The sequence below is a fragment of the Coleofasciculus sp. B1-GNL1-01 genome (assembly GCF_040220235.1).
GTDB lineage: Bacteria > Cyanobacteriota > Cyanobacteriia > Cyanobacteriales > Coleofasciculaceae > Coleofasciculus.
Genome location: NZ_JAVJTO010000006.1, coordinates 177,062 through 196,714 on the forward strand (window position 1 = coordinate 177,062; position 19,653 = coordinate 196,714).

Sequence of the window (19,653 nt, forward strand, 5' to 3'; positions counted from 1 at the left end):
TCACTCCTCACTCGTGGGATTTGCCGCTGGTTCATTATTCGCCACGGGCTGTACTTGAGATTCTTCCTGTTGCGGGGGTGGGGCAACTTTTTGCCGTCCAAATCCACCAAAGAGTTCATTCACCTTAAAGGTGACATTTAAATAAGGACCCCCTTCGGAACGATACCCGGTAAAATCTCGGTCATCGACACTACCGAAGCTATAGCCCACCCCAACTCGTAAATCAGGGGTGACATAGTACCCCGTTTCTAGCGCCCAACCCCATTCATCAAAATCGACCGAGGGTTGACCAATCCAGCGCCCTTCTACCGCTAAATCCATCCGGTATCCCAAGCGATAGGTGATGCGTGACTGTCCCAAATAAATGGTGCTACTATTGCTGAAATTGTCAGCTAAATCTGTGGTACTGCGACGTAGGGCAAATTTCCCATAAAATTCCCACCGCCAATTGGGTGCATAAATCCCTTCACCAGACAAGACATGATCATTGGAACCTGTACCACTCCCAAAGAGTAAGGTATCGGGAATTGTAGACGGATTTTTGCGATATTCGTATCGAATTAAGGCATTAAAACGGTCATCATAAGGATTGCGGTAGGCTAATCCCAACTTGACCGACAACGTATCGTCTAAGTCTTCTAAAAGTTGACTGGCTGCACTCGCTTGTTGGTAACGGAACAAAGCGGTTAAGGAAGGAGAAACCTTACCCAGCGCCGCCGCCGAAATTACTGTGTTATCGCCAGCCGAACTATCCCGATGTTCCAACCGCGCTGAGGCTTTAAAGTCAGGATTGGCAGTATATTCAACCCCGACGCTAAAGGAATCCCGTTCCGTGAGTCCCAACGACGCCGCACTTTGACCGACAGCATAAGGTTGAGAAAAGCGATCGCCTGCGGCTGTAGACTCAAACACATCATCGGCAATGCGTTCGTAACCCAAGTTAACGCGCAATCCTGGCGCTAGCAATATACCATGTTTCAGTCCCAATGCCGCTTGTCCAGTCATCCCATTCATCCCACCGATAACCGAATATCGGGAGGAAATAGATGTATTTTCCCCTAACTGATATTGGGTAATCGTTTCCAGACTGGTAATCGAATTATCGTCTAAGAGTCCGCCATCGAAAAACTGATGCGCCAATCTCAGCGTTACTCCCGGTTCCACCGCCCAATCTAAACCCACGGTGGTGCGGTTGGGATAGAGGGGGTCACTATCATCCAAGTTCAATTCGTTTTGCGCCCGGAAGGTGAAAACCTCGTTCAGGGGAACATTCAGGCGAGACACCAATTGACTGGTATTCGTATCAAAGGTATCGCCCAAATTGTCTTCTCGGGAACGGTTGACATATTCTAAACTCAGGTCAGATGTGCCAATTTGTTGTTGTACACCCGCCCGGAATGTGGTCAAGCTATTATCCACCCGACTACCGGGTAAAGCCTCACTCGCCCGATTAAAAATATTATCGGGATTGAAGGGGTCAAAAAACTCAACCAAGCTACGGTCTTCGGCTGCGGTACCAAAGTTATCTTCGTGATCAAAACTCACTCGCACATTAGTATTTTCACTCAATTGTGCCGCTACGTTTGCGCCATAGCGAGTTTGACCGGGAGTAAAACTGGTGGTGGCGTTATTCGCAAACCCTTCTTCAACGGAACGGTAATACGCCCGCCCTTGAATCCTATCTGAAAAGGCACTGACTGCTTCCAACCGATAGGCATTTCCCGTCACCAATCCCATGAAGGGAGACTCATTCGTGGAATGACCATATTCGCCAACAATCCGTCCTTGCGTCCCCAAGGAAACTAAGAAGTCCGCACCATAGAGTTCAAAGTTTTGTAACCCTTGGTTTTCCCGTAGATAGGTGGTTCCTATCCAACGTTCTTGTTGAAAATCTTGGGAGAAGTTATATTGCAACCGTCCCCCATAGATATTGGTGTCGTCATCCGCTTCAAACTGATACGTCACCACAATTCGCCGCACTAAGGTATTACCAAAGGGGTCAAATTCCGTGGCTCGCATCGGACGCCGAAACAGGAGTGAGCCTCGGTCATAATCAATTTCGTAATCGGGACCACGATAGAGGGCTTTGCGTTCGATGACGGTACCGGGGCGATTCAGTTCTTCGGTTTCAATGTAAACGTTTTCACTTCCGGGAATCAGCAAGCGACGCGAAAGGAAGTAGTACCCACTGGTGCCATCGGGAAGAATGGTATCCCGTTGAAATCCTTCCACATCAGGGCTAAACAGGGCAGTAACTTGCAGATTTCCCAGGTTATAATTCCCTTTAAATCCGTGTAATGCCCTCGCTGTAGCCGTAAATTCCTGGGAAGCACGGGTAAATTCGGTGGTATTATAATCCCCCCACATCGCATAGTCGGGTTCTGCGCCGGGAACCGGAGAGGAACGCTCGAAGCGCAGATATACGCTGTCTTTGGATGGAGTAATATAGTCTACTGTGGAACTATCCCCATATACGGGGTATTGGTTCTCACAGAACTGGGGTCCACGAAATAGGCGGGTGATCCCATCACAGGTTTCATTCAATGGGCGATCGCTATTATATGCCCCGGTGAATAACCATTCCCCAATTCGACCTGTGGCAAAAATAGCACTATCTAGGTCAGCTTCTAGACCATCATCAATCAAATCGGGATTGAGAAACTCGCGGCGACTTTCCCAAAAGTTGCTTCCTGCTTCCCCAATCCGCAAATTAATCACCCCAGAGACTAAGGAAGGGCGCAGGTGGGTGACGAATTCGATTTGGGTATAGGCTTGGATGGGTTCGGAAAAGGTGGGAATCGCAGCACTCAGCGTACTCTCTTCTAGGGTGATTTGTTCGATGTCGGGGACACCGAGTCGTTCAATCGCCGCTCGAATCCGAACTTTCTGGGCGTCTAACCCGGATTGCAGTCGGGCGCTAAATTGCCCTTTTTTCGCCAGAACTTGAAAACCGAGTTGATCATCGTCATAGTCAGCCCCGACAAATTCCCCGGCTGCTGCGGTGAGGGTGACAACTGCATCTTCTTCAATCAGTTCCCCGCTTTCTCGGGTGATACTCCCTTCAATCGTAATCGTCGATCGACCATCAGCGGGAACACGCGGATCACCAACAGGGGCGAGGCTAATTTGAACGTCGGTTTGGTCGGCTATAGGGTCAACGGTAACCTGGAGACTAACTGGTGTGCCGTTATCTGGGGCAACAGTAATGGTATTGTCACCTTTTTTGAGCGGGACGCCGTACCAGATTTGGGTAACAATGGCTTGAGTTTCATCCCGTTCTATTGTCGTCCGGGTTTGAGCAGAAACAGGTTGTTGATTAATCGTCACCTGAACCTGACTATCGGCGTGATACTGAATCATCAAGTCCGTTGTGCGATCGCCAATTGTACCGGGTTCCGGAGTGAGAATGCGAATATCACCGGGAGCCAATTGCAGCCCGTTATTAATCGTTTGTTGCGCCGTGCGGCTGAATTCATCTTGGAAGGCTTCAAGTTCCGACTCGGCGGTTTCTGCTTCCCCAGTTTCCTGGGATAGATTATCCGTTAAATCCGCCCCTAAAGATTGGTTCTGCTGTACCTCATTCCCCTCATCCCGAATCACCTTGGGTAAAGGTGCTAAAGGCGACTCCATCCGCGCAGGTTCAATATTGCCAAAGTCTTCACTACTCTGGGATTGGGCAATACTTTCGGACAGGGTATTGGCGAAGTTGTCCGATTCAGACGGTACAAGATTAGAGGGAGAAGGCTCTATCGTTTGTGTTTCACTCAACTGGGATTCTTCCTGAACCCCATCACTGGAAATGGCTAACTCGTGCTGGAGATCAGGTAAGTTCGAGGTGCTGAAAGCATCGATATCACTGCCTGGTTGGTGATCCTGTCGAACCACTGCCTTCCCCAGTTGCCAATCCTCGGTTTCTGATTCCGGCGATACCTCATCGGCTTTCGCCACCGGAATGATGCCAATAATCCCCACCAGAATCACTAGCAATCCTAAAGACATCGAAGACAACCATCGTTTACCGGGAACACCGTAATCATCGATACCTTTGAGTAACGAAAAATAAAGCGTGAATCTCAGTTGTTTGGCTTGACTCGAGTTCTCCCAACGGTTCTGATCCTGAGTATTATTCATCACTGATCCTCCCCATAAGCCGGTGTCACCGCAAAGTTCATCCGCGCCATCCCTCCAGGTGAAAGTCGCACCAAGCGAGATTGGCTATTCCCTTCGATGAAATAGAGATTGGGAGCGAGGCTGTATCCGGGCAAACTGCTCAAATCCAGCGTTCCACTGCGATTTCCGGCGATAACGTTGGCTAATGAAAACAAACCATCGGTATCCGTGGTAATCCGGTTACCATCATCCATGTAAATTACCGCATTCGGGACTCCCGGTTCTCCCGGTTGTTGTTCGCCATCAAAGTTCTTATCCACGAACACTCGCCCCACGATGGTGCCGCAATCGGATAAAATTCCCGGTCGAATCCGCATCAAAAAGCTGGCGATATTACTGCGCCGTTCCTGGGCAACATTTCGACCATCGCCCCGAACCGCATCGGGTGTGATCACCGCCGCATAGATAATATTCAGGGTTTGATTGGGTTCTAAACGAGGAAAGGTAAACGCGACATTGCGCCCATCCCGTTCGGCTGACGGTAATGTTACGGGTTCTGTATTAGTGCCTGTAGTAATCGAACCTTGCAACGACTCCGGCAAAAATCGCACCCCCAAGGGCGATCGATCCGTTACCACAATGTCACTTGCAGGGGCTTCTCCGGTGTTTCTCAGGGCGAGGCGGTACACCACCGTATCTCCCGGTTCAGCAGCAGCGCGATCGGCTGTTTTAATCAGCTCTAGAGCCGCCTGACCTGCCACTAGGGAGGTTTCGTTAGAGTTAACAATACCTGTAGGTAAATTAGCACCGGACGCCGACGCTTGATTTTTAATTTCTTGGGCAGTAGCCGATGAAGTCCCAGTGAAGAATAATGCAGCAATAAGCGTAGTTAGCAGCCGATCATAGACCCCTAACGTTGCCGTTAAAGATTTCATCAGAAGGTAGCACCCCAAAATGGAATTGAATAGTTCAACAGTAAGGAAACTTGTTTGTCCATCAATTGACTGACAAACGTTGCTATTGACCGTGAGTTGGATTGACTGTTTTTGGGATTTTTACGAGAAACTAAGACCTTAAGACACTGTATATTAGCGTAAAATCTGTTTATCCCTTTTTATGTCGCTCCCCTTTAATTGGTTGAATTGGTTGAATGTGTGAGTTTCAGTATATTCCCTGATGTGAATGAATGAACTCTAGCGTTAATATCAATAGTCAATTGGAGCAATTAAGTTATCGATTTTGACTCAACCTCTAAGCGCTAAAAAGAATCTAGCCGGTTAAGCCTGCTCCAATGGATTGATAGCTAAGACCCGTTAATTTAGGTTCTCGCAGTTCATTATAGTAGCCTATGACCAATGACCTGACAAGAGGTCGTGTAGATGCCCTGATAATCACGATTATAAACCATTACTCTACTGATAGAGTAAAGCAATGAATGAGTTATAACCAATATCACAACCCTGCCAGAGCTTGAAGTCTGGCAATTTTTTGTGACCGGGGTAAACTGCCCGAATTAAGCTATCGTAACCTATGACATCTGACCTGACAAGTCATTTTCTTGGAAAATTTACTTCATAAAGTTTTGATAAATTTTTGAGCGGTCACTGAACCAGGAACAAGGAACAGGAGCAAGTCAAGTTGTGAGCGCATCTAGCACTTTCTAACACTGCGTAATAACAGTAGCCATGAGAAATTGCTGTCATCCTCTATCTTTGGGTCTATAGTCGGAAATCCGAAACGGCTGTAGAGGTCGGTTTTGTTGAGCGATTATCAGTGACAACGCTTGCATTAATGCCTCAAACTCCCCATACCATAAAACGTTTAATTTTTGTAGGGACGTACCATAACACGTCTCTTTTGACCATTAACGGTGATTCCTGGTTCAACGCTTTCGGTTTATCAAGACTTAGTGGCAACAACACGCTGGACGCTCACCTCATTAGGACAAGGGCGACCCGACTCGACATCACTAATGTTAGATAATGTTGTCTGAGCAATATTTTGCAAAGCATCTTCAGTAAAAAAGGCTTGATGACCTGTAATCAAAACGTTAGGGAATGTTAGGAGTCGTTGAAAAACATCATCTTCAATCACTTCTGTAGACAAATCTTCAAAGAACAAGTTAGATTCTTGTTCGTAAACATCTAAACCTAGATAGCCAATTTTGCGAGATTTGAGTGCATCAATAACGGCTCGCGTATCAATAAGTGCGCCGCGACTGGTGTTAATCAGCATCACGCCTGATTTCATTTGCGCCAATGATTGGGCATTGATCAGGTGACGGGTTTGGGGCGTTAACGGACAATGGAGAGAGATAATATCGGAAGTCGCGAAGAGTTCTTGGAGATCAACATACTTGACCCCCAACGCTTCACAATCAGGATTCGGATACAAATCATACGCCAGTAATTGACAACCAAATCCATGCAGAATCTGGGCAACCAGGAAACCAATTTTACCCGTACCGACAATTCCTACCGTTCGCCCATGTAAATCAAATCCCATGAATCCATCCAGGGAAAAATTTCCTTCTCGCACCCGGTTATAAGCGCGATGAATTTTACGGTTAAGGGTTAAAATGAGTCCTACGGTATGTTCAGCGACAGCATAAGGTGAATAGGCGGGAACTCGCACCACAGTTATGCCAAACTCAGCCGCTGCATTTAAATCAATATGGTTGAACCCCGCAGAACGTGTAGCAATCAGCTTCGTCCCCTGTGCAGCCAGCACCCGCAAGGTTGTTTTATCAAGCTGATCATTGATAAACACGCACACCGCCGGAAACCCAACTGCCAAGGCTGTGGTTTCCTGAGTCAGGCGGGGTTCAAAAAAAACCAGGTCATGATTATAATTCGCGTTGGCAGTTTCGAGAAAATTCCGGTCGTAGGATTTGGTATTGAAAACAGCGACTTTCATGGTTGTTTATTGTTTGATAGAAAGTAAAAACAAACAGCAAATAACTGAATGCAAGTCTATATCATATTATAATATGATGAATTATAGTTGGAAAATATTGTGATTTTAAATTATTCGGTAACAAAGGGGTGAGGGGAGGGTGACGCGATTCAATTAAATGTTAATTTATGCAAACGGATCGCCCCTACAAGAAAACATAAAAAAATCTGACGATATCCACCGTTAACTTTTATTGTGCATTGATATGCCGTAGGGTGGGTTTCGACTTCGCTCAACCCACCAGCCTTACATTCAGTACCATTTTATTTAGGTTGATAAATTTGGCGCAGTTCCTCAATTGTGTTTACGGCTGGTAGCGCTGCTAGAATTTCTCGTAACTGTTCCACATCCTGAATTTCCGAGATTTCGGCTAAAATATCTAACGGTTCGCTGCCAAACTTCAAGCTTAAACATATTTCTATACCTTCTAATAGTCCTTGCCGTATTCCCTCAGTCTTATGCCACAACTGACGCAGTTCCTCTAGAGTATTTAGGGTTTTTAGTCCTGTAATAATTGCTCTTAAGTTTTCCACATTCTGAATTAGCAAAATTTCCGGTAATAGGTTTAACCCTTCCCTGCCAAATTTCAAGCCTAAGCCCAATTCAATTCCTGCCAACAGCCCTTCTCTGACTCCCTCTTGACGACCCTCTTGACGACCTTCTTGACGACCTTTTTGAATTCCAATCCTTTCCACACTGGTAATATAAGGCATTCTCCTTTCCTCCTCGTACTGACCTAATTCTGTCCAAAATTCCTTTTCCAACTCTTGCGGTAAGCTCATTACCCAGTCTATAAAATGGAATAACTTGATTATATCTTCTCGCTCATAGCCCCGTTCATACAATCCCCGAATTAGAGCCAGTTTTAATGATTTACGCTGAATTCTATTATTTCTGGTTTCTTGGGCTTGTAAATGAGCCATGACGACGGTAGCAAAGGGATTGCGGGAAGTCTCTAGGATTGACCACCTCTGGGAATAGTCTAGCAACTTCACCACGGGAAAGTTAAACTGAATCTCACTTGACCATAGCTGATAACCATACTGATTAGGTCTCCAGGTAGATCGTTCATCTCCCAAGATTGCTAAACTGGCAACGTTTCGCTTATAACGGTCAAAAATGCGGTAATGGTAAACGAACATCCGTTCAGCAAAGTTCGTTTCTTCCTGGCTTTGAACTTCAATGTGGATTAAAACCCACGCTTCTTCACCCGTGAGTAGGTAAACTTTTGCTAGCTTATCAGCTAAACGCCGCCCTAATTCAGCATCGCGCACCACTTGTTGCAGTTCTTTATCTAAAAATTCGTAACCTCGACTCCAATCAATTTCCGGCTGCGCTTCAGGTAAAAAGAAGGCGATGAAGTCTTCAAAGTAGTTTTCTATGGCGTCTTTCCAGGGGCTATCGTAATCGGTTGGAGTTGGCGTCATACTTACAGCAGTTTTCAAGTTAGTGGCGGGAGGGCGGGTTTTGTTGTTCAGTTAATGGGAACAAAGTGAATGAAGTCCCTAAACCCGCCCCTACAAATGACAAATGACGAATGACAAATGACGAATGACAAATGTACAAATGACAAATGACAAATGACAAATGACAAATGACAAATGACGAATGACAACCTACTTATTTCCCTATTCCCTAAAGCAACGAATTAATTCTGCCACAGACCAAGCTTGAGCGATCGCGCCTTGGGGGAGATGGGGTTCGTCTCCATCGAAAATCTCGGAAATAGACCCAATACAGGCTTGATGCTGAAGGTGATCTAGCAAAGGTTTCCAGTCAAAGGGAAGCGGTTCTGTAGGGTAAAAACGTTTCCACGCCCGACAAAAGGGTCCAATCAGCCAACTCCAAACCGTTCCTTGGTGGTAAGCACTATCCCGATGCCAGCGATCGCCATTATAATAACCAATGTACTCAGGGTCAGCCAGATCAAGGCTTCGCAAACCGTAGGGAGTCAACAAGCGATCGCGTGCTACTTGCAAAGCCTGTCGCCCTTGATTCTCTGCAAAGCCACAATGATACAGAGACAGCGCCACTACCGCATTGGGGCGAATTTGAGAATTGCGGTGATCATCGGGTTCTATGGTGTCATAAAAGTATTTTTTATCGGAATTCCAAAACCGCTGCAACGACGTTTTTACCTGTTGTGCTTGCTGGATATAATGTTGAGCATGGTGCAACAAACGCACCCGATCCTTAACCGCCCCCGTTGCCATTTTTTCAGTCCATTTACCAATCCAACACAATGCTGAATACCAAAGCGCATTAATTTCAATTACTTTTCCCAGACGAGGTGTAATCGGTTGACCATCCAGCACCACATCCATCCAGGTAATCGCCACATCCGGCGCGTCCCAAGTTAGCAGTCCATCTACGGCGTCAACTTGAATATTGTAACGAGTACCTGCCGTATAAGCTTTGTAGATTTTTCGCACCGTTGGATATTGCTCAATCAAAAAATCCCAATCTTGGGTGATTTCCAAATACAGTCCTAGAGTTTCCAGCCACCACAAAGACGCATCAATACTGTTATAAATCGGATCAGTCTCTGCATCGGGAAAGGTATTGGGAATTAAACCATCGCGACAATAATTGCCAAAGGTTTTGAGTAGTCCCCTGGCTAACGTAAAACGTCCTGTCGCTAATGCCAATCCGGGCAAAGCAATCAGTGTATCTCGTCCCCAATCATTGAACCAAGGATAACCCGCCATCACCGTTGGGCTATTAATGGAAGCACACCAAGCAATAAACTGATCGCCAGCTTTGAGTAACTGACGCCAAGTCGTCTCCCACTCATCTTCCCCAGCTCCCCCAGCTCCCCCAGCTTCCCCAGCTTCCCCAGCTTCCCCAGCTTCCCCAGCTCCCCCAGCTCCCCCAGCTCCCCCAGCTCCCCCAGCTTCCCTCGCTATAACCACTAACTGATTTTGTCGCTCTTTTTCCCCTTGCACCGCCGCCTCAAACACTTGAGCATTTAACTGGAGTGGTGCTGTATCTTGAGGACATCCCACTCGTGCTTCTAACGTAACTGTTGCACCGGGTTCCAGAGAAATAGTAAGATAGCCAGGACTATAGAGATCTTCGCGATCGCCTAACCCGCGCTGGTTTTCTTCAGGATAGTAGTAATTCCAATACCACAATTCATCCGGTTGATACTCCCCTACACTCCAACCTAACTGCCAAGGCGTACCCACTTGATCCGAGCGCATGGCTTGCAGGTAAAGGCATTGATGTCCAACTAATTGAGAGAATTGTAAATTTTCTTCATCGAATTGCTGGTGATGAAAGTTGCGATCGGCAATCAAGGGTCGTAACCTTAAGGTTGCTACCTCACTGCCTTGATAGCGATACTGAATCAGAATCCGATGACAAAATTCCCGTGTTTCCCTAGAGGCTTCCTCATCCTCAACTAACCCATAAGGCATAACCAGTTGGCGTGTCAATTGCCACTGCTGGTATCCCCAAACCCACTGAGGAACAGGATCAGTGTCAAAAGAGCGCAAAAATTGATAGCCTACCGGATCAATCGTCTTACCCCCATTCCAGAAATTGGTCGAAAGCGCCCAAATCTTACCCCCGATCTCTAGACTGGTATCCAGATGAGAGAATAATAACGTCCGTTGTCGGGGCGGATCGAGGGCAGCAATCAACCAGCCGTGATAGGTACGAGTACGAGCATCACATACCGTACCACTGGCAAAACTACCTAATCCATTCGTGAGCAGCCATTCCCGCCGATCCAGATAATGTACCACAACGTATTTCTCCCAACAGAACACCGAACCAGTTGTCGCAGAAGCTTTGGTATTGCTTTTACAGAGCTTCTCAAGCTTAAAAACCCAATACTGTTACTGGAAGTAGTCTAGTTTAGCGAATAATGTGCCAGCCCCGTGTCTTAGTCGTTACCTCTTGTACTGGACAAAAGCGATTTAAATCTGAAAATCAGTTGACATTAGAGGATTTTAAGGATAAATGAGACTATCAGGATCTTCAGGAAGTCAATTGTAGGGGCGGGTTTAGACGCTTAATTTTGGTATATACCGATAACTTCAAAGGCAAAACCCGCCCTTATCGTCAACCGAGGCAATAGCATATAACTATTTGAACCACGAGGGAGGAGAAAGAATAATTGCTTTAGATATAAATAGACAGTCGAGTAGGGCTGAATTGTTGGTCGAATAGAAACATAAGCACAAAACTTTTAAGGTGCAAACTTTTTGATCATTGGATCAAACACAAAATATATAACGATATTCTCTTTGATACAGGGACAAGTAGCTGATGTTTGCCCGAAGAGGCGATCGCATAACTGGGATGAGACCTGTTCACGGAAGTTGATGCTGGAACAGCGCATGGGATTAACCAAACCCGTGCGTAAGTCCTAGTCGTTATGACTATGGATTATGATATAGTCGTAACAGTTCGTAAACAATCTGTGTTGATTGACTAAAACTGATAAGCTATAGCGAACGCATACACCAAAGCATTCAAGGAGACTAATACTATGGAAGGATGTCTGCGAGTTGGTCAACCTGCTCCTGACTTCAACGCGACGGCGGTCATCGATCAAGAATTTAAGACCATCAAACTGTCCGACTACCGGGGTCAATATGTAGTCATATTCTTCTATCCACTAGACTTCACCTTTGTCTGTCCCACAGAGATTACAGCATTTAGCGATCGCTTTAGTGAATTTAAAGAAGTTGGGACTCAAGTTCTCGGCATCTCCGTGGACAGTGAATTCTCTCACCTCGCTTGGATTCAAACCGATCGCAAGAGTGGTGGTGTGGGTGATCTCAATTATCCTCTAGTTTCTGACATCAAGAAAGAAATCAGTACCGCTTATAACGTTCTTGACCCCGATGCAGGTGTAGCCCTACGGGGATTGTTTATTATCGACAAAGATGGTATTATTCAGCATTCAACGATCAATAACCTCTCTTTTGGTCGGAATGTAGATGAAGTGTTGCGGACTCTGAAAGCGATTCAATACGTTCAAGCGCATCCAGACGAAGTTTGCCCTCAAGGTTGGCAACCCGGTGATAAAACAATGGTTCCCGATCCCGTTAAGTCCAAAGTTTATTTCTCCGCCGTTTAACCTTTACCTCCCTACCCCCCTCGTTCCCCCCTTTTAGATCCCCCTTCAAAAGGGGGAAGCCTTATGATGCTTCGCTTTTGTTGCACGGGAGGAGGGGAGGAAGAAAGATGTTATATTCCAGACATAGCCAGCTACATTGTTTAATTAATAATTCCGGTTCCCCTTCTCCCTTGAAGGGAGAAGGGGTTAGGGGATGAGGGTGAAATGCTTGCCAGTATTGGTTTTCACCTTAAGTTGACACGGATGACCGACGTGCGCCCTTTGCCGTTATAACTGTTGTTGTAAAGGCTAGGACAGATTAAAAAACCATTTGCCATCTGCCTTTTACTATAAAATAAGTTGTTGGATCAGATTCAGCCAATGCTAACATCAACTGACTTTAGGGGTTTATTCAACGAGCGTTTTCTGCGTAATTTTTTTCCCATCCCTGCTACCAATCCGTTGAGATTAGGACAACTGACTCCGGATTTTGAACTACCGGATATTACCAATAATCGTCAGGTGAGATTATCCAGTTACCGAGAACAACAACCAGTTCTGCTGGCGTTTACCCGCATTTTTACCGAAAAGCAATATTGCCCCCTTTGCTATCCTCATATTCAGGAAATGAATGAGAAATACGAGCAATTTACCCAACAGGGGGTAGAAGTATTAATGATCACAAGTACCGATCCTCAGCAAAGCAAAACTGTGGTCAAGGATTTAGGATTAAAAATGCCCCTGTTGAGTGATTCAAGTTGTCGCACTTTTCAAGCTTATCAAGTCGGTCAAGCACTGGGAGCACCTTTACCTGCTCAGTTTTTGCTCGATAAACAAGGTAAACTCCGCTTTAAACATTTGTTTTCTTTCTTATCGCCAAATGCTGAGATGGAGAAGCTACTTTCAAACCTTGAGTAGTTTGTCTTATGTCAGGGAACAGGGAACAGGAAACAGGGAACAGGGAACAGGGAACGTTTTGAGTAAACTCCTCTATCTTCCCCCGCTTCCCCCGCTTCCCCCGCTTCCCCCGCTTCCCCATCTCTCCTTCTATCCTTTCCCCAGATGTTGACGCACTGGAATTTGGAGAACAAACTCGGTTCCCTGTCCTAAATTACTGCGGCAGAAAAGCTGACCCCCATGTCTTTCAACAACGATTTGATAGCTAATCGATAATCCTAAACCTGTCCCCGTCCCCACAGGTTTAGTTGTAAAGAAGGGATGGAACAGTTGTTGCTGAACTTCCTCCGTCATTCCGGGACCATTATCAATAATTCGGATCGCTACCTCTTGGTTATCTACAATTTCAGTCTGCACTCGAATTGTGCTAGGGTTGGCTTTAAGTTCGTCCAATGACCGCTTTTTGTTTTGCTCATCAATGGCATCAATGGCATTGACTAACAAATTCATAAACACTTGGTTAATCTGTCCGGCGTAACATTCAACCTTCGGCAGTTCACTGTAGGCTTTAATCACTTGAATACCCGGATTCTCGCCTCGTGCTTTGAGTCGGTTTCGCAGAATCATCAGGGTGCTATTAATCCCCTCATGAATATCTACGGCTTTCATTTCCGCTTCAGCGATACGAGAAAAATTCCGCAGGGAGTAGACAATTTCACAAATCCGCTCTGCTCCGACTTTCATCGAATCCAGCAGTTTAGGCAAGTCTTCTATCAAAAATTCCAGATCGATCGCGTCCATTTCAGACTGGATTTCGGGTGTGATCTGGGGATATTGCTGTTGATAGAGTTCGATTAACCCTAAAAGATCGGCAGCATAGTCACTGGCATGGACTAAATTACCATAAATAAAGTTAACTGGATTATTGATTTCATGGGCAACTCCCGCGACTAACTGCCCTAAGCTGGACATTTTTTCACTTTGCACCAACTGCGCTTGGGTTTTCTGGAGTTTGGCGACAGTTTGCTCAAGCTGTTGAGCGTGAGTTAAGGCTTTGGCTTCCGCTTGGCGACTTTGTTCGTAGAGTTCCGCTTGTTGGAGTGCGATCGCTAATTGATCGGCGATGGTACAAATCAACTCCACCTCGGCGTCTTGCCAATTGTAGGCTCGATTATCCATCATCAGCCCTAGGGTACCCCAAACTGAGTTACCACAATGCAGAGGAACCAACAACCACGCCCCCGGAAACTGTTGGGCGACGGCTGTATTGGTGGCGTCTACAAAACAGCGGGTATCATTAATCCGCACTACTTCTAAGCGTTTGATTCGTTCAGTCAGGGGATTATTAGCATCAGGAATTTCCACCCCCAAGGCTTTGGGCAAACAGTCACCCCGACAGGACTCGGCGACATTCACCCAGAGTTGGCGTTCGGGCTTATGTTGGATAATTTGAGCGCGATCCACTTGCAGCAGGCTCTCAATTTCCTGGGTGGCGGTAGAAAAAATCGTTTGTAAGTCGAGCGAACAACGAATCCCATGAGTTAGGTGATTGATCGCTTGTTCTCGTTTGAGGTGATACTGAGCCTGATGGTACAGTTGACTTTGACCGATCGCGATCGCCACTTGGTCGGCAATGGCAGCGATTAATTTCACTTCTGAGTCTTGCCAGGAATCGGGATGACGGGTTTTGCCTAAGGTTAAACTCCCTAATATCTGAGAATTAAAGTGTAAAGGAACCCATAACCAAGCTCCTGGAAAGTCTTGAGCTAAACCTTGGTTAAATGTACTCGTATCCTCGATGGGAATAATTTCTAATTGCTTGAGTCGTTCAGCCAAAGGATGATTTTGATCCGGAATTTCCTGTCCCAGTGTACTGCTATCCTCTCGAGAGCGGCGATATTCTGCCACCGATAACCAAGACTGGCGTTCCGGCAAATATTGGACAATTTCCGCCCGATCCACGGGTAAGAGTTCGCCAATCTCTTGGACGGCTGTCTCGAAAACCGTGGTTACATCCAACGAACGGCGGATGGCTTGAGTCACTTGATTGATCACTCGCTCTCGCCAGAACAGAGATTTTGCCTGTTCGTAGAGTTGGCTTTGTTGAATCGCGATCGCAACCTGAGAGGCTAACCCGTCGAGTAAGTCAATCTCAAAGGATTGCCATTTTCGGGGTGCGCTACAGTGATGGGCAATTAGCAGTCCCCATAAGCGCGTTGGGCTTTGGCTGGGTGTTTTGACATCGGCTTGGGATTGTGAGGTAGGTAGGGGTTTGTTACTGTGGACAATTGGCACAACCAGGTTAGCCCGTACCTGGAACTTGGCGAGTAAGTCAATATAACACTGGCTCAGATTAGCCGTATAGATATCGTCCAGGGTTCTGACTCGACCTTGTTGGTAGAGTGAGAGGTAGGTTTGTTCAAAACAAGGATCGTAGATGTGGTTGCCTAACATCGAACACCAGCGCGGATCGACGGATTCGACAACCACCTTGCCACTCCAGTCGGGATTGAAGCGTAAAATAATCACCCGATCAGTTTGCAGAACTTGTCGCACTTCCGCCACGGTGCGTTCGAGAATGTCCTCTAAATTCAGCGATTGACGGATGCGTTGAGTAATCGCCCTGACTAACTGCTCTCGCTGAACTTGTTGTCGCAGGGTTTCTTCGGCTTGTTGGCGTTGGTGGATTTCGGTTTGGGCTTGCTGATAGAGTTCCGATTGTTGAATGGCAATGGCGGTATGGGTGGAGAGCGTTTGCAGTAAGTCGATTTCCCAGGGTTGCCATTTTCGGGGGGTTTGGCACTGTTGAGCCACCAGCAATCCCCACAAGCGCTCCTCATGAACAATGGGGATAACCAGGTTGGCTCTCACCTGGAATTGAGCTAATAATTCAATATGACAGTCAGTTAACTCAGCGTTATAGATATCTTCGACGGATTGGACGCGCCCTTTTTGGTAAAGGTGGATATAGTCTTCGGCAAAGTAGCGATCGTTGATCACGGTTCCGGAAATCGGCTTCCAGTTCGCGTCAACGGATTCGACTTCCACGACACCACTCCCATCTCCATAGAGGCGAAAGACTAGCACGCGATCGCACATCAAAATTTGCCGCACTTCGGCGACGGTGGTGTTGAGAATCTCGTCTAAGTCTAAGGAATAGTGAATCCGTTGGGCGATCGCCCCAATTAACCGCTCCCGCAGATATTGCTGTTGCACGGCTGTTTCGGTTTGCTTGCGATCGGTAATATCGATGCAAGATCCGATATACCCTAAAAACTGACCACTAGGAGTAAATCGAGGCGTTCCTGTATCTAAAATCCAGCGATATTCTTGATCGGCTCGTCGCAAGCGATATTCCATACAAAAAGCTTGACGAGCATTAAACGCCTGCTGATACGTCTCTAAACAAGATGATAAGTCGTCAGAATGTACCCCCTCAGCCCAACCATTACCCAGTTCTTGTTCCAGAGTGCGTCCAGTAAACCGCAACCAGCCCTGATTAAAAAACGTACATAACCCATCTGTACCGGACATCCATAACAACACAGGGGCATTATCTGCCATCGTGCGGAATCGGGCTTCACTCTCTTGCAGAATGTCTTGGGTGTATTTGTTATTACTTAGTTGTTCCGTTGTTGGATCGGCTAGGCTCGGTGCTAACTGATCAGCCTCGGGTTGCAACTGGCGATTCGTGCTATCACGCAACCGATAAAGTATTGTTCCTCCCTGGATAGAAACTGGCTTAACATTAACCAATACAGTACGGGGTTTGCCTGTCTTATCGGTAATTTCTACTTCAACATTACGAACATTTCCCGCGACAGCTAAAGCTTGCCAATTCCAGGGTAAGTTGCCCAGCAGGTGAGTAATATTACCCAGAGCGCGGACTTCCGACAAAGAATAACCAAAAATAGAGGTTATATTAGGACAAATATAGGTAAAATCACCGCTGTCATTGGTGATTAAAACAGCTTCATTATTATTGCTCAGAGGAGTTGGGGGCGACGCTTGTGATTTAGCCGTCCTCATCTCTTCACAAACTAAGCTGATCACCGAACTTGAGGCAGTTATCGGAATCAAACGAATTCTTGCCTTAAGCCCGATCATCCTGCCATCTTTACCAATGAACCGCGTTTCCCAGTGATGAATTTCAGTCGGATACTGGCTTAGATGAGTCAATAGGGCTTGATATCGGTATTGGCTTTCTGGATCAAAAAACCGATGAATTGGCTTTTGGACTAACTCCCAAAAATCATATCCCAAATAGGCGGCACCGAACTGACTTACATCCAAAATCACCCCATCAAAATTAAGGGTGAAATAAATGCAGGGAAGTGTCTCATACAATATCCGCATCCATTTTAGTTGATCCGGACTATTGCCTGTCCATAATAATTTTCCAGGCTGATAATTCTTTTTCGCAATGTTCATCCATTGGGACTTTTTTAAATCGAATCTTTTCATAAGTTTACTCATGCCAATTCGATGATCAATTGAGGCATTTTCTCGATCATAACCCTCAAATTATTATTTATTTTTTCACCTTTAGAGGAATGGTTGTAAAAAATATTTAACTTTGACGGGAGATTTAGACAAGAGTTAGCCTCCTTCACCCATGTCAACTTCTAGACTAGCTCCGAAACCCTTTTCCCCTGTCTTCAGAGAAGCTAAAGCGCAGCGATTGTTCTTACCTGGTTATCGCTCGCCATTCATCTCTACTTTTTCTTTTTCCCAGACGCACTGATCTTGGTGATTGTATCATGTCAAACTTTGCCAATAAAAAAACACGGCTTGTTTCCGTCTCTCCAGATTCCTGCGTCCGTTTCTCATTCACAGGTTCAATTAGACATGATATGACAATGCATACAGTTTTTGGGCTATCTAATCATAAGCTAATACAAATTCCCATTACTGTGACGGAATCCATGAATAAGTTTAAAAAACGTTATAAATCCGTTACGTATTTTGATTTACTCTCCGGTTAAGTTTATTTATCTTTACCAAACCCCAAAGGAATGCACCCTACATTCCTGTACTGCAAAGCCTTTTATTATATCATATCTGTCTAAACAGTTAGCCTTGCCTGGGAAAAATCCGGAGATGGGGGAGATGTTCACATTAGCGAAGCGGGGTGAAGTCCAGGAGTAAACTCACGCGCCATGCCCGACAAGCGAAGCGAGGGGTCAAAATTTACAACTCCCCCCACACCGCTCTAAAGACGTACCTGAGACAAATAGCTGCGAGGATCGAAATGACGGCTTGCCCGGATTTTTTCATAGTACTCCCGCTCAACTGGCGTGATATCTTTTGGTGTAGCGATAACAATCCGCACCAGTTGATCACCGCGTCCACCTTTCGGTTGAGTCCAGCCTTTACCGCGCAATCGTAATGATTGACCTGAGCGAATCCCGGCTGGCACATTGACACTCACTTTACCATCAGGAGTCGGCACCTCAATCGTGGCACCCAAGACTGCCTCATCGGGCATCACTGGCACTTCACACAAGAGGTTATCACCCTCGAACTGGAAAAAGGCATGAGGTTTCAGGTCTACGATTAAGTACAAATCACCCCGTTGCTGGTTGTATGGGCTCACTTGACCCTTACCTCGAACCCGAATCCGACTTCCTGGTTTAGCACCGGGCGGAATCCGCACTTCGATGACTTCACTGCCCAAATTAATCCGTTTTTGCGTACCCCGGAAGGCGTCAGACCAACTCAATGTAATTGTAGCTTCCCGATCAGCTCCTGCTCCTGCTGCTTTGCCACTTTCATAGCCAGCGAAATCATTAAAGCCACCAAAGCCACTGGTAAAGTCATTAAAGCCAGCACCCGTTGCACCGCCCGGAGTAGAGCGATAGGTGTACGTCCGACGACTTCCCGTCCCTCCTGAGGTTCCTGTAGCGGCTGTATTAAAGCGCCCTAGAAGTTCATTAATAAACTCGTCGAAACTACCGTATTGACCAAAATCAAAATTACCGAAATCAACATTAGCACCCCCAGTTCCAGGGTATCCACCAGCTCCGGCTTGCTTCCAGTACTGACCAAACTGATCGTATTTCTTGCGTTTTTCGGGGTCAGACAAGACTTCGTAGGCTTCGTTAACTTCTTTAAATCGAGCCTCGGCTTGTTTGTCACCCGGGTTCATGTCTGGGTGGTATTTCCGCGCCAGACGTCGAAAACTCTTTTTAATCTCATCAGCACTAGCCGTCTTGCTCACTCCTAGGACGGCATAGTAGTCTTTAAAGTCAGTTGCAGCCATGAAGGGTTTCTCCTCTACTCCAAGGATTTGATCGATAAACTGGGCTAATAGGTCTCTACCTCAAAGCTAGAGTAACAAACCCCAGCATGGGTTTAAGTTCGGATCTTTCTCACTCACGCGATCGCAATATCCACACCTGACGCTTCCAATAGACAAGCGGCGGTATTCTCCCCATCATCGCTTGTCTCGTGAGACCCCGCATTCAGCGAAGCAATGCGGGGAGGGATAGAGGTCAAACCTTACCACTCGATGTGGTAAGGTTTGACAATCCAACTGTTGATACCAATCCGGTATTTCGCTGCAACAACTGGACTTTTTTGGCGGTAAATTGTCCCAACCGTTTCCAGTTAGCATCACT

At 46.3% G+C, this 19,653-nt stretch carries 9 protein-coding genes and 1 pseudogene; 2 read left to right on the forward strand and 8 right to left on the reverse strand.

The genetic code is table 11. The features are described 5' to 3' along the window. The 5 genes and pseudogenes from RID53_RS01565 to RID53_RS01585 all read right to left on the reverse strand — a co-directional run bounded on the left by RID53_RS01565 (position 1) and on the right by RID53_RS01585 (position 10,814). The gene (locus RID53_RS01565; protein WP_446386445.1) at positions 1 to 4,131 is read right to left on the reverse strand and encodes a hypothetical protein; all 4,131 of its coding nucleotides are present in this window, start codon (positions 4,129 to 4,131) and stop codon (positions 1 to 3) included. After that, entirely contained in the window at positions 4,131 to 5,045 is a 915-nt protein-coding gene (locus tag RID53_RS01570) for a hypothetical protein (RefSeq protein ID WP_446386446.1), read from the reverse strand. Before RID53_RS01570 ends, RID53_RS01565 begins: the two co-directional genes overlap by 1 nt. A gap of 964 nt (positions 5,046 to 6,009) precedes the next feature. After that, the gene (locus RID53_RS01575) at positions 6,010 to 7,026 is read right to left on the reverse strand and encodes a 2-hydroxyacid dehydrogenase (RefSeq protein ID WP_446386447.1); all 1,017 of its coding nucleotides are present in this window, start codon (positions 7,024 to 7,026) and stop codon (positions 6,010 to 6,012) included. 500 nt (positions 7,027 to 7,526) lie between these two features. After that, positions 7,527 to 8,492, reverse strand: a pseudogene (locus RID53_RS01580) (Rpn family recombination-promoting nuclease/putative transposase); the annotation flags it as partial. Positions 8,493 to 8,693: 201 nt separating this feature from the next. After that, entirely contained in the window at positions 8,694 to 10,814 is a 2,121-nt protein-coding gene (locus tag RID53_RS01585) for an amylo-alpha-1,6-glucosidase (protein WP_446386448.1), read from the reverse strand. A gap of 749 nt (positions 10,815 to 11,563) precedes the next feature. Between RID53_RS01585 and RID53_RS01590 the strand changes: the two genes are divergently transcribed. Together RID53_RS01590 and RID53_RS01595 are read left to right on the forward strand one after the other, a co-directional pair. Continuing rightward, positions 11,564 to 12,157, forward strand: coding sequence for a peroxiredoxin (locus RID53_RS01590; RefSeq protein WP_446386449.1), 594 nt, complete (start codon positions 11,564 to 11,566; stop codon positions 12,155 to 12,157). 360 nt (positions 12,158 to 12,517) lie between these two features. Beyond that, positions 12,518 to 13,054 carry a peroxiredoxin family protein gene (locus RID53_RS01595; protein ID WP_446386450.1) on the forward strand — a complete coding sequence of 179 codons (537 nt, stop codon included), beginning with the start codon at positions 12,518 to 12,520 and terminating at the stop codon, positions 13,052 to 13,054. A 129-nt stretch (positions 13,055 to 13,183) separates the two neighbouring features. Here the strand turns inward: RID53_RS01595 and RID53_RS01600 are convergent, their stop codons facing one another. The 3 genes from RID53_RS01600 to RID53_RS01610 all read right to left on the reverse strand — a co-directional run bounded on the left by RID53_RS01600 (position 13,184) and on the right by RID53_RS01610 (position 19,531). Next, a complete protein-coding gene (locus tag RID53_RS01600; RefSeq protein ID WP_446386451.1) occupies positions 13,184 to 17,497 on the reverse strand; it encodes a GAF domain-containing protein in 4,314 nt (1,437 codons plus the stop codon). Positions 17,498 to 18,245: 748 nt separating this feature from the next. Then, positions 18,246 to 19,295, reverse strand: a complete 1,050-nt coding sequence (locus RID53_RS01605) for a DnaJ C-terminal domain-containing protein (protein WP_446386452.1) — start codon at positions 19,293 to 19,295, stop codon at positions 18,246 to 18,248. 113 nt (positions 19,296 to 19,408) lie between these two features. Next, a complete protein-coding gene (locus RID53_RS01610; RefSeq protein WP_446386453.1) occupies positions 19,409 to 19,531 on the reverse strand; it encodes a hypothetical protein in 123 nt (40 codons plus the stop codon). Positions 19,532 to 19,653 lie beyond the last annotated feature (122 nt).

Coding starts and splice junctions, on each gene's coding strand:
- RID53_RS01565 (WP_446386445.1), bottom strand. CDS start 4,131: ATGAATAATACTCAGGATCAGAACCGTTGGGAGAACTCGAGTCAAGCC.
- RID53_RS01600 (WP_446386451.1), bottom strand. CDS start 17,497: ATGAAAAGATTCGATTTAAAAAAGTCCCAATGGATGAACATTGCGAAA.
- RID53_RS01570 (WP_446386446.1), bottom strand. CDS start 5,045: ATGAAATCTTTAACGGCAACGTTAGGGGTCTATGATCGGCTGCTAACT.
- RID53_RS01590 (WP_446386449.1), top strand. CDS start 11,564: ATGGAAGGATGTCTGCGAGTTGGTCAACCTGCTCCTGACTTCAACGCG.
- RID53_RS01605 (WP_446386452.1), bottom strand. CDS start 19,295: ATGGCTGCAACTGACTTTAAAGACTACTATGCCGTCCTAGGAGTGAGC.
- RID53_RS01595 (WP_446386450.1), top strand. CDS start 12,518: ATGCTAACATCAACTGACTTTAGGGGTTTATTCAACGAGCGTTTTCTG.
- RID53_RS01575 (WP_446386447.1), bottom strand. CDS start 7,026: ATGAAAGTCGCTGTTTTCAATACCAAATCCTACGACCGGAATTTTCTC.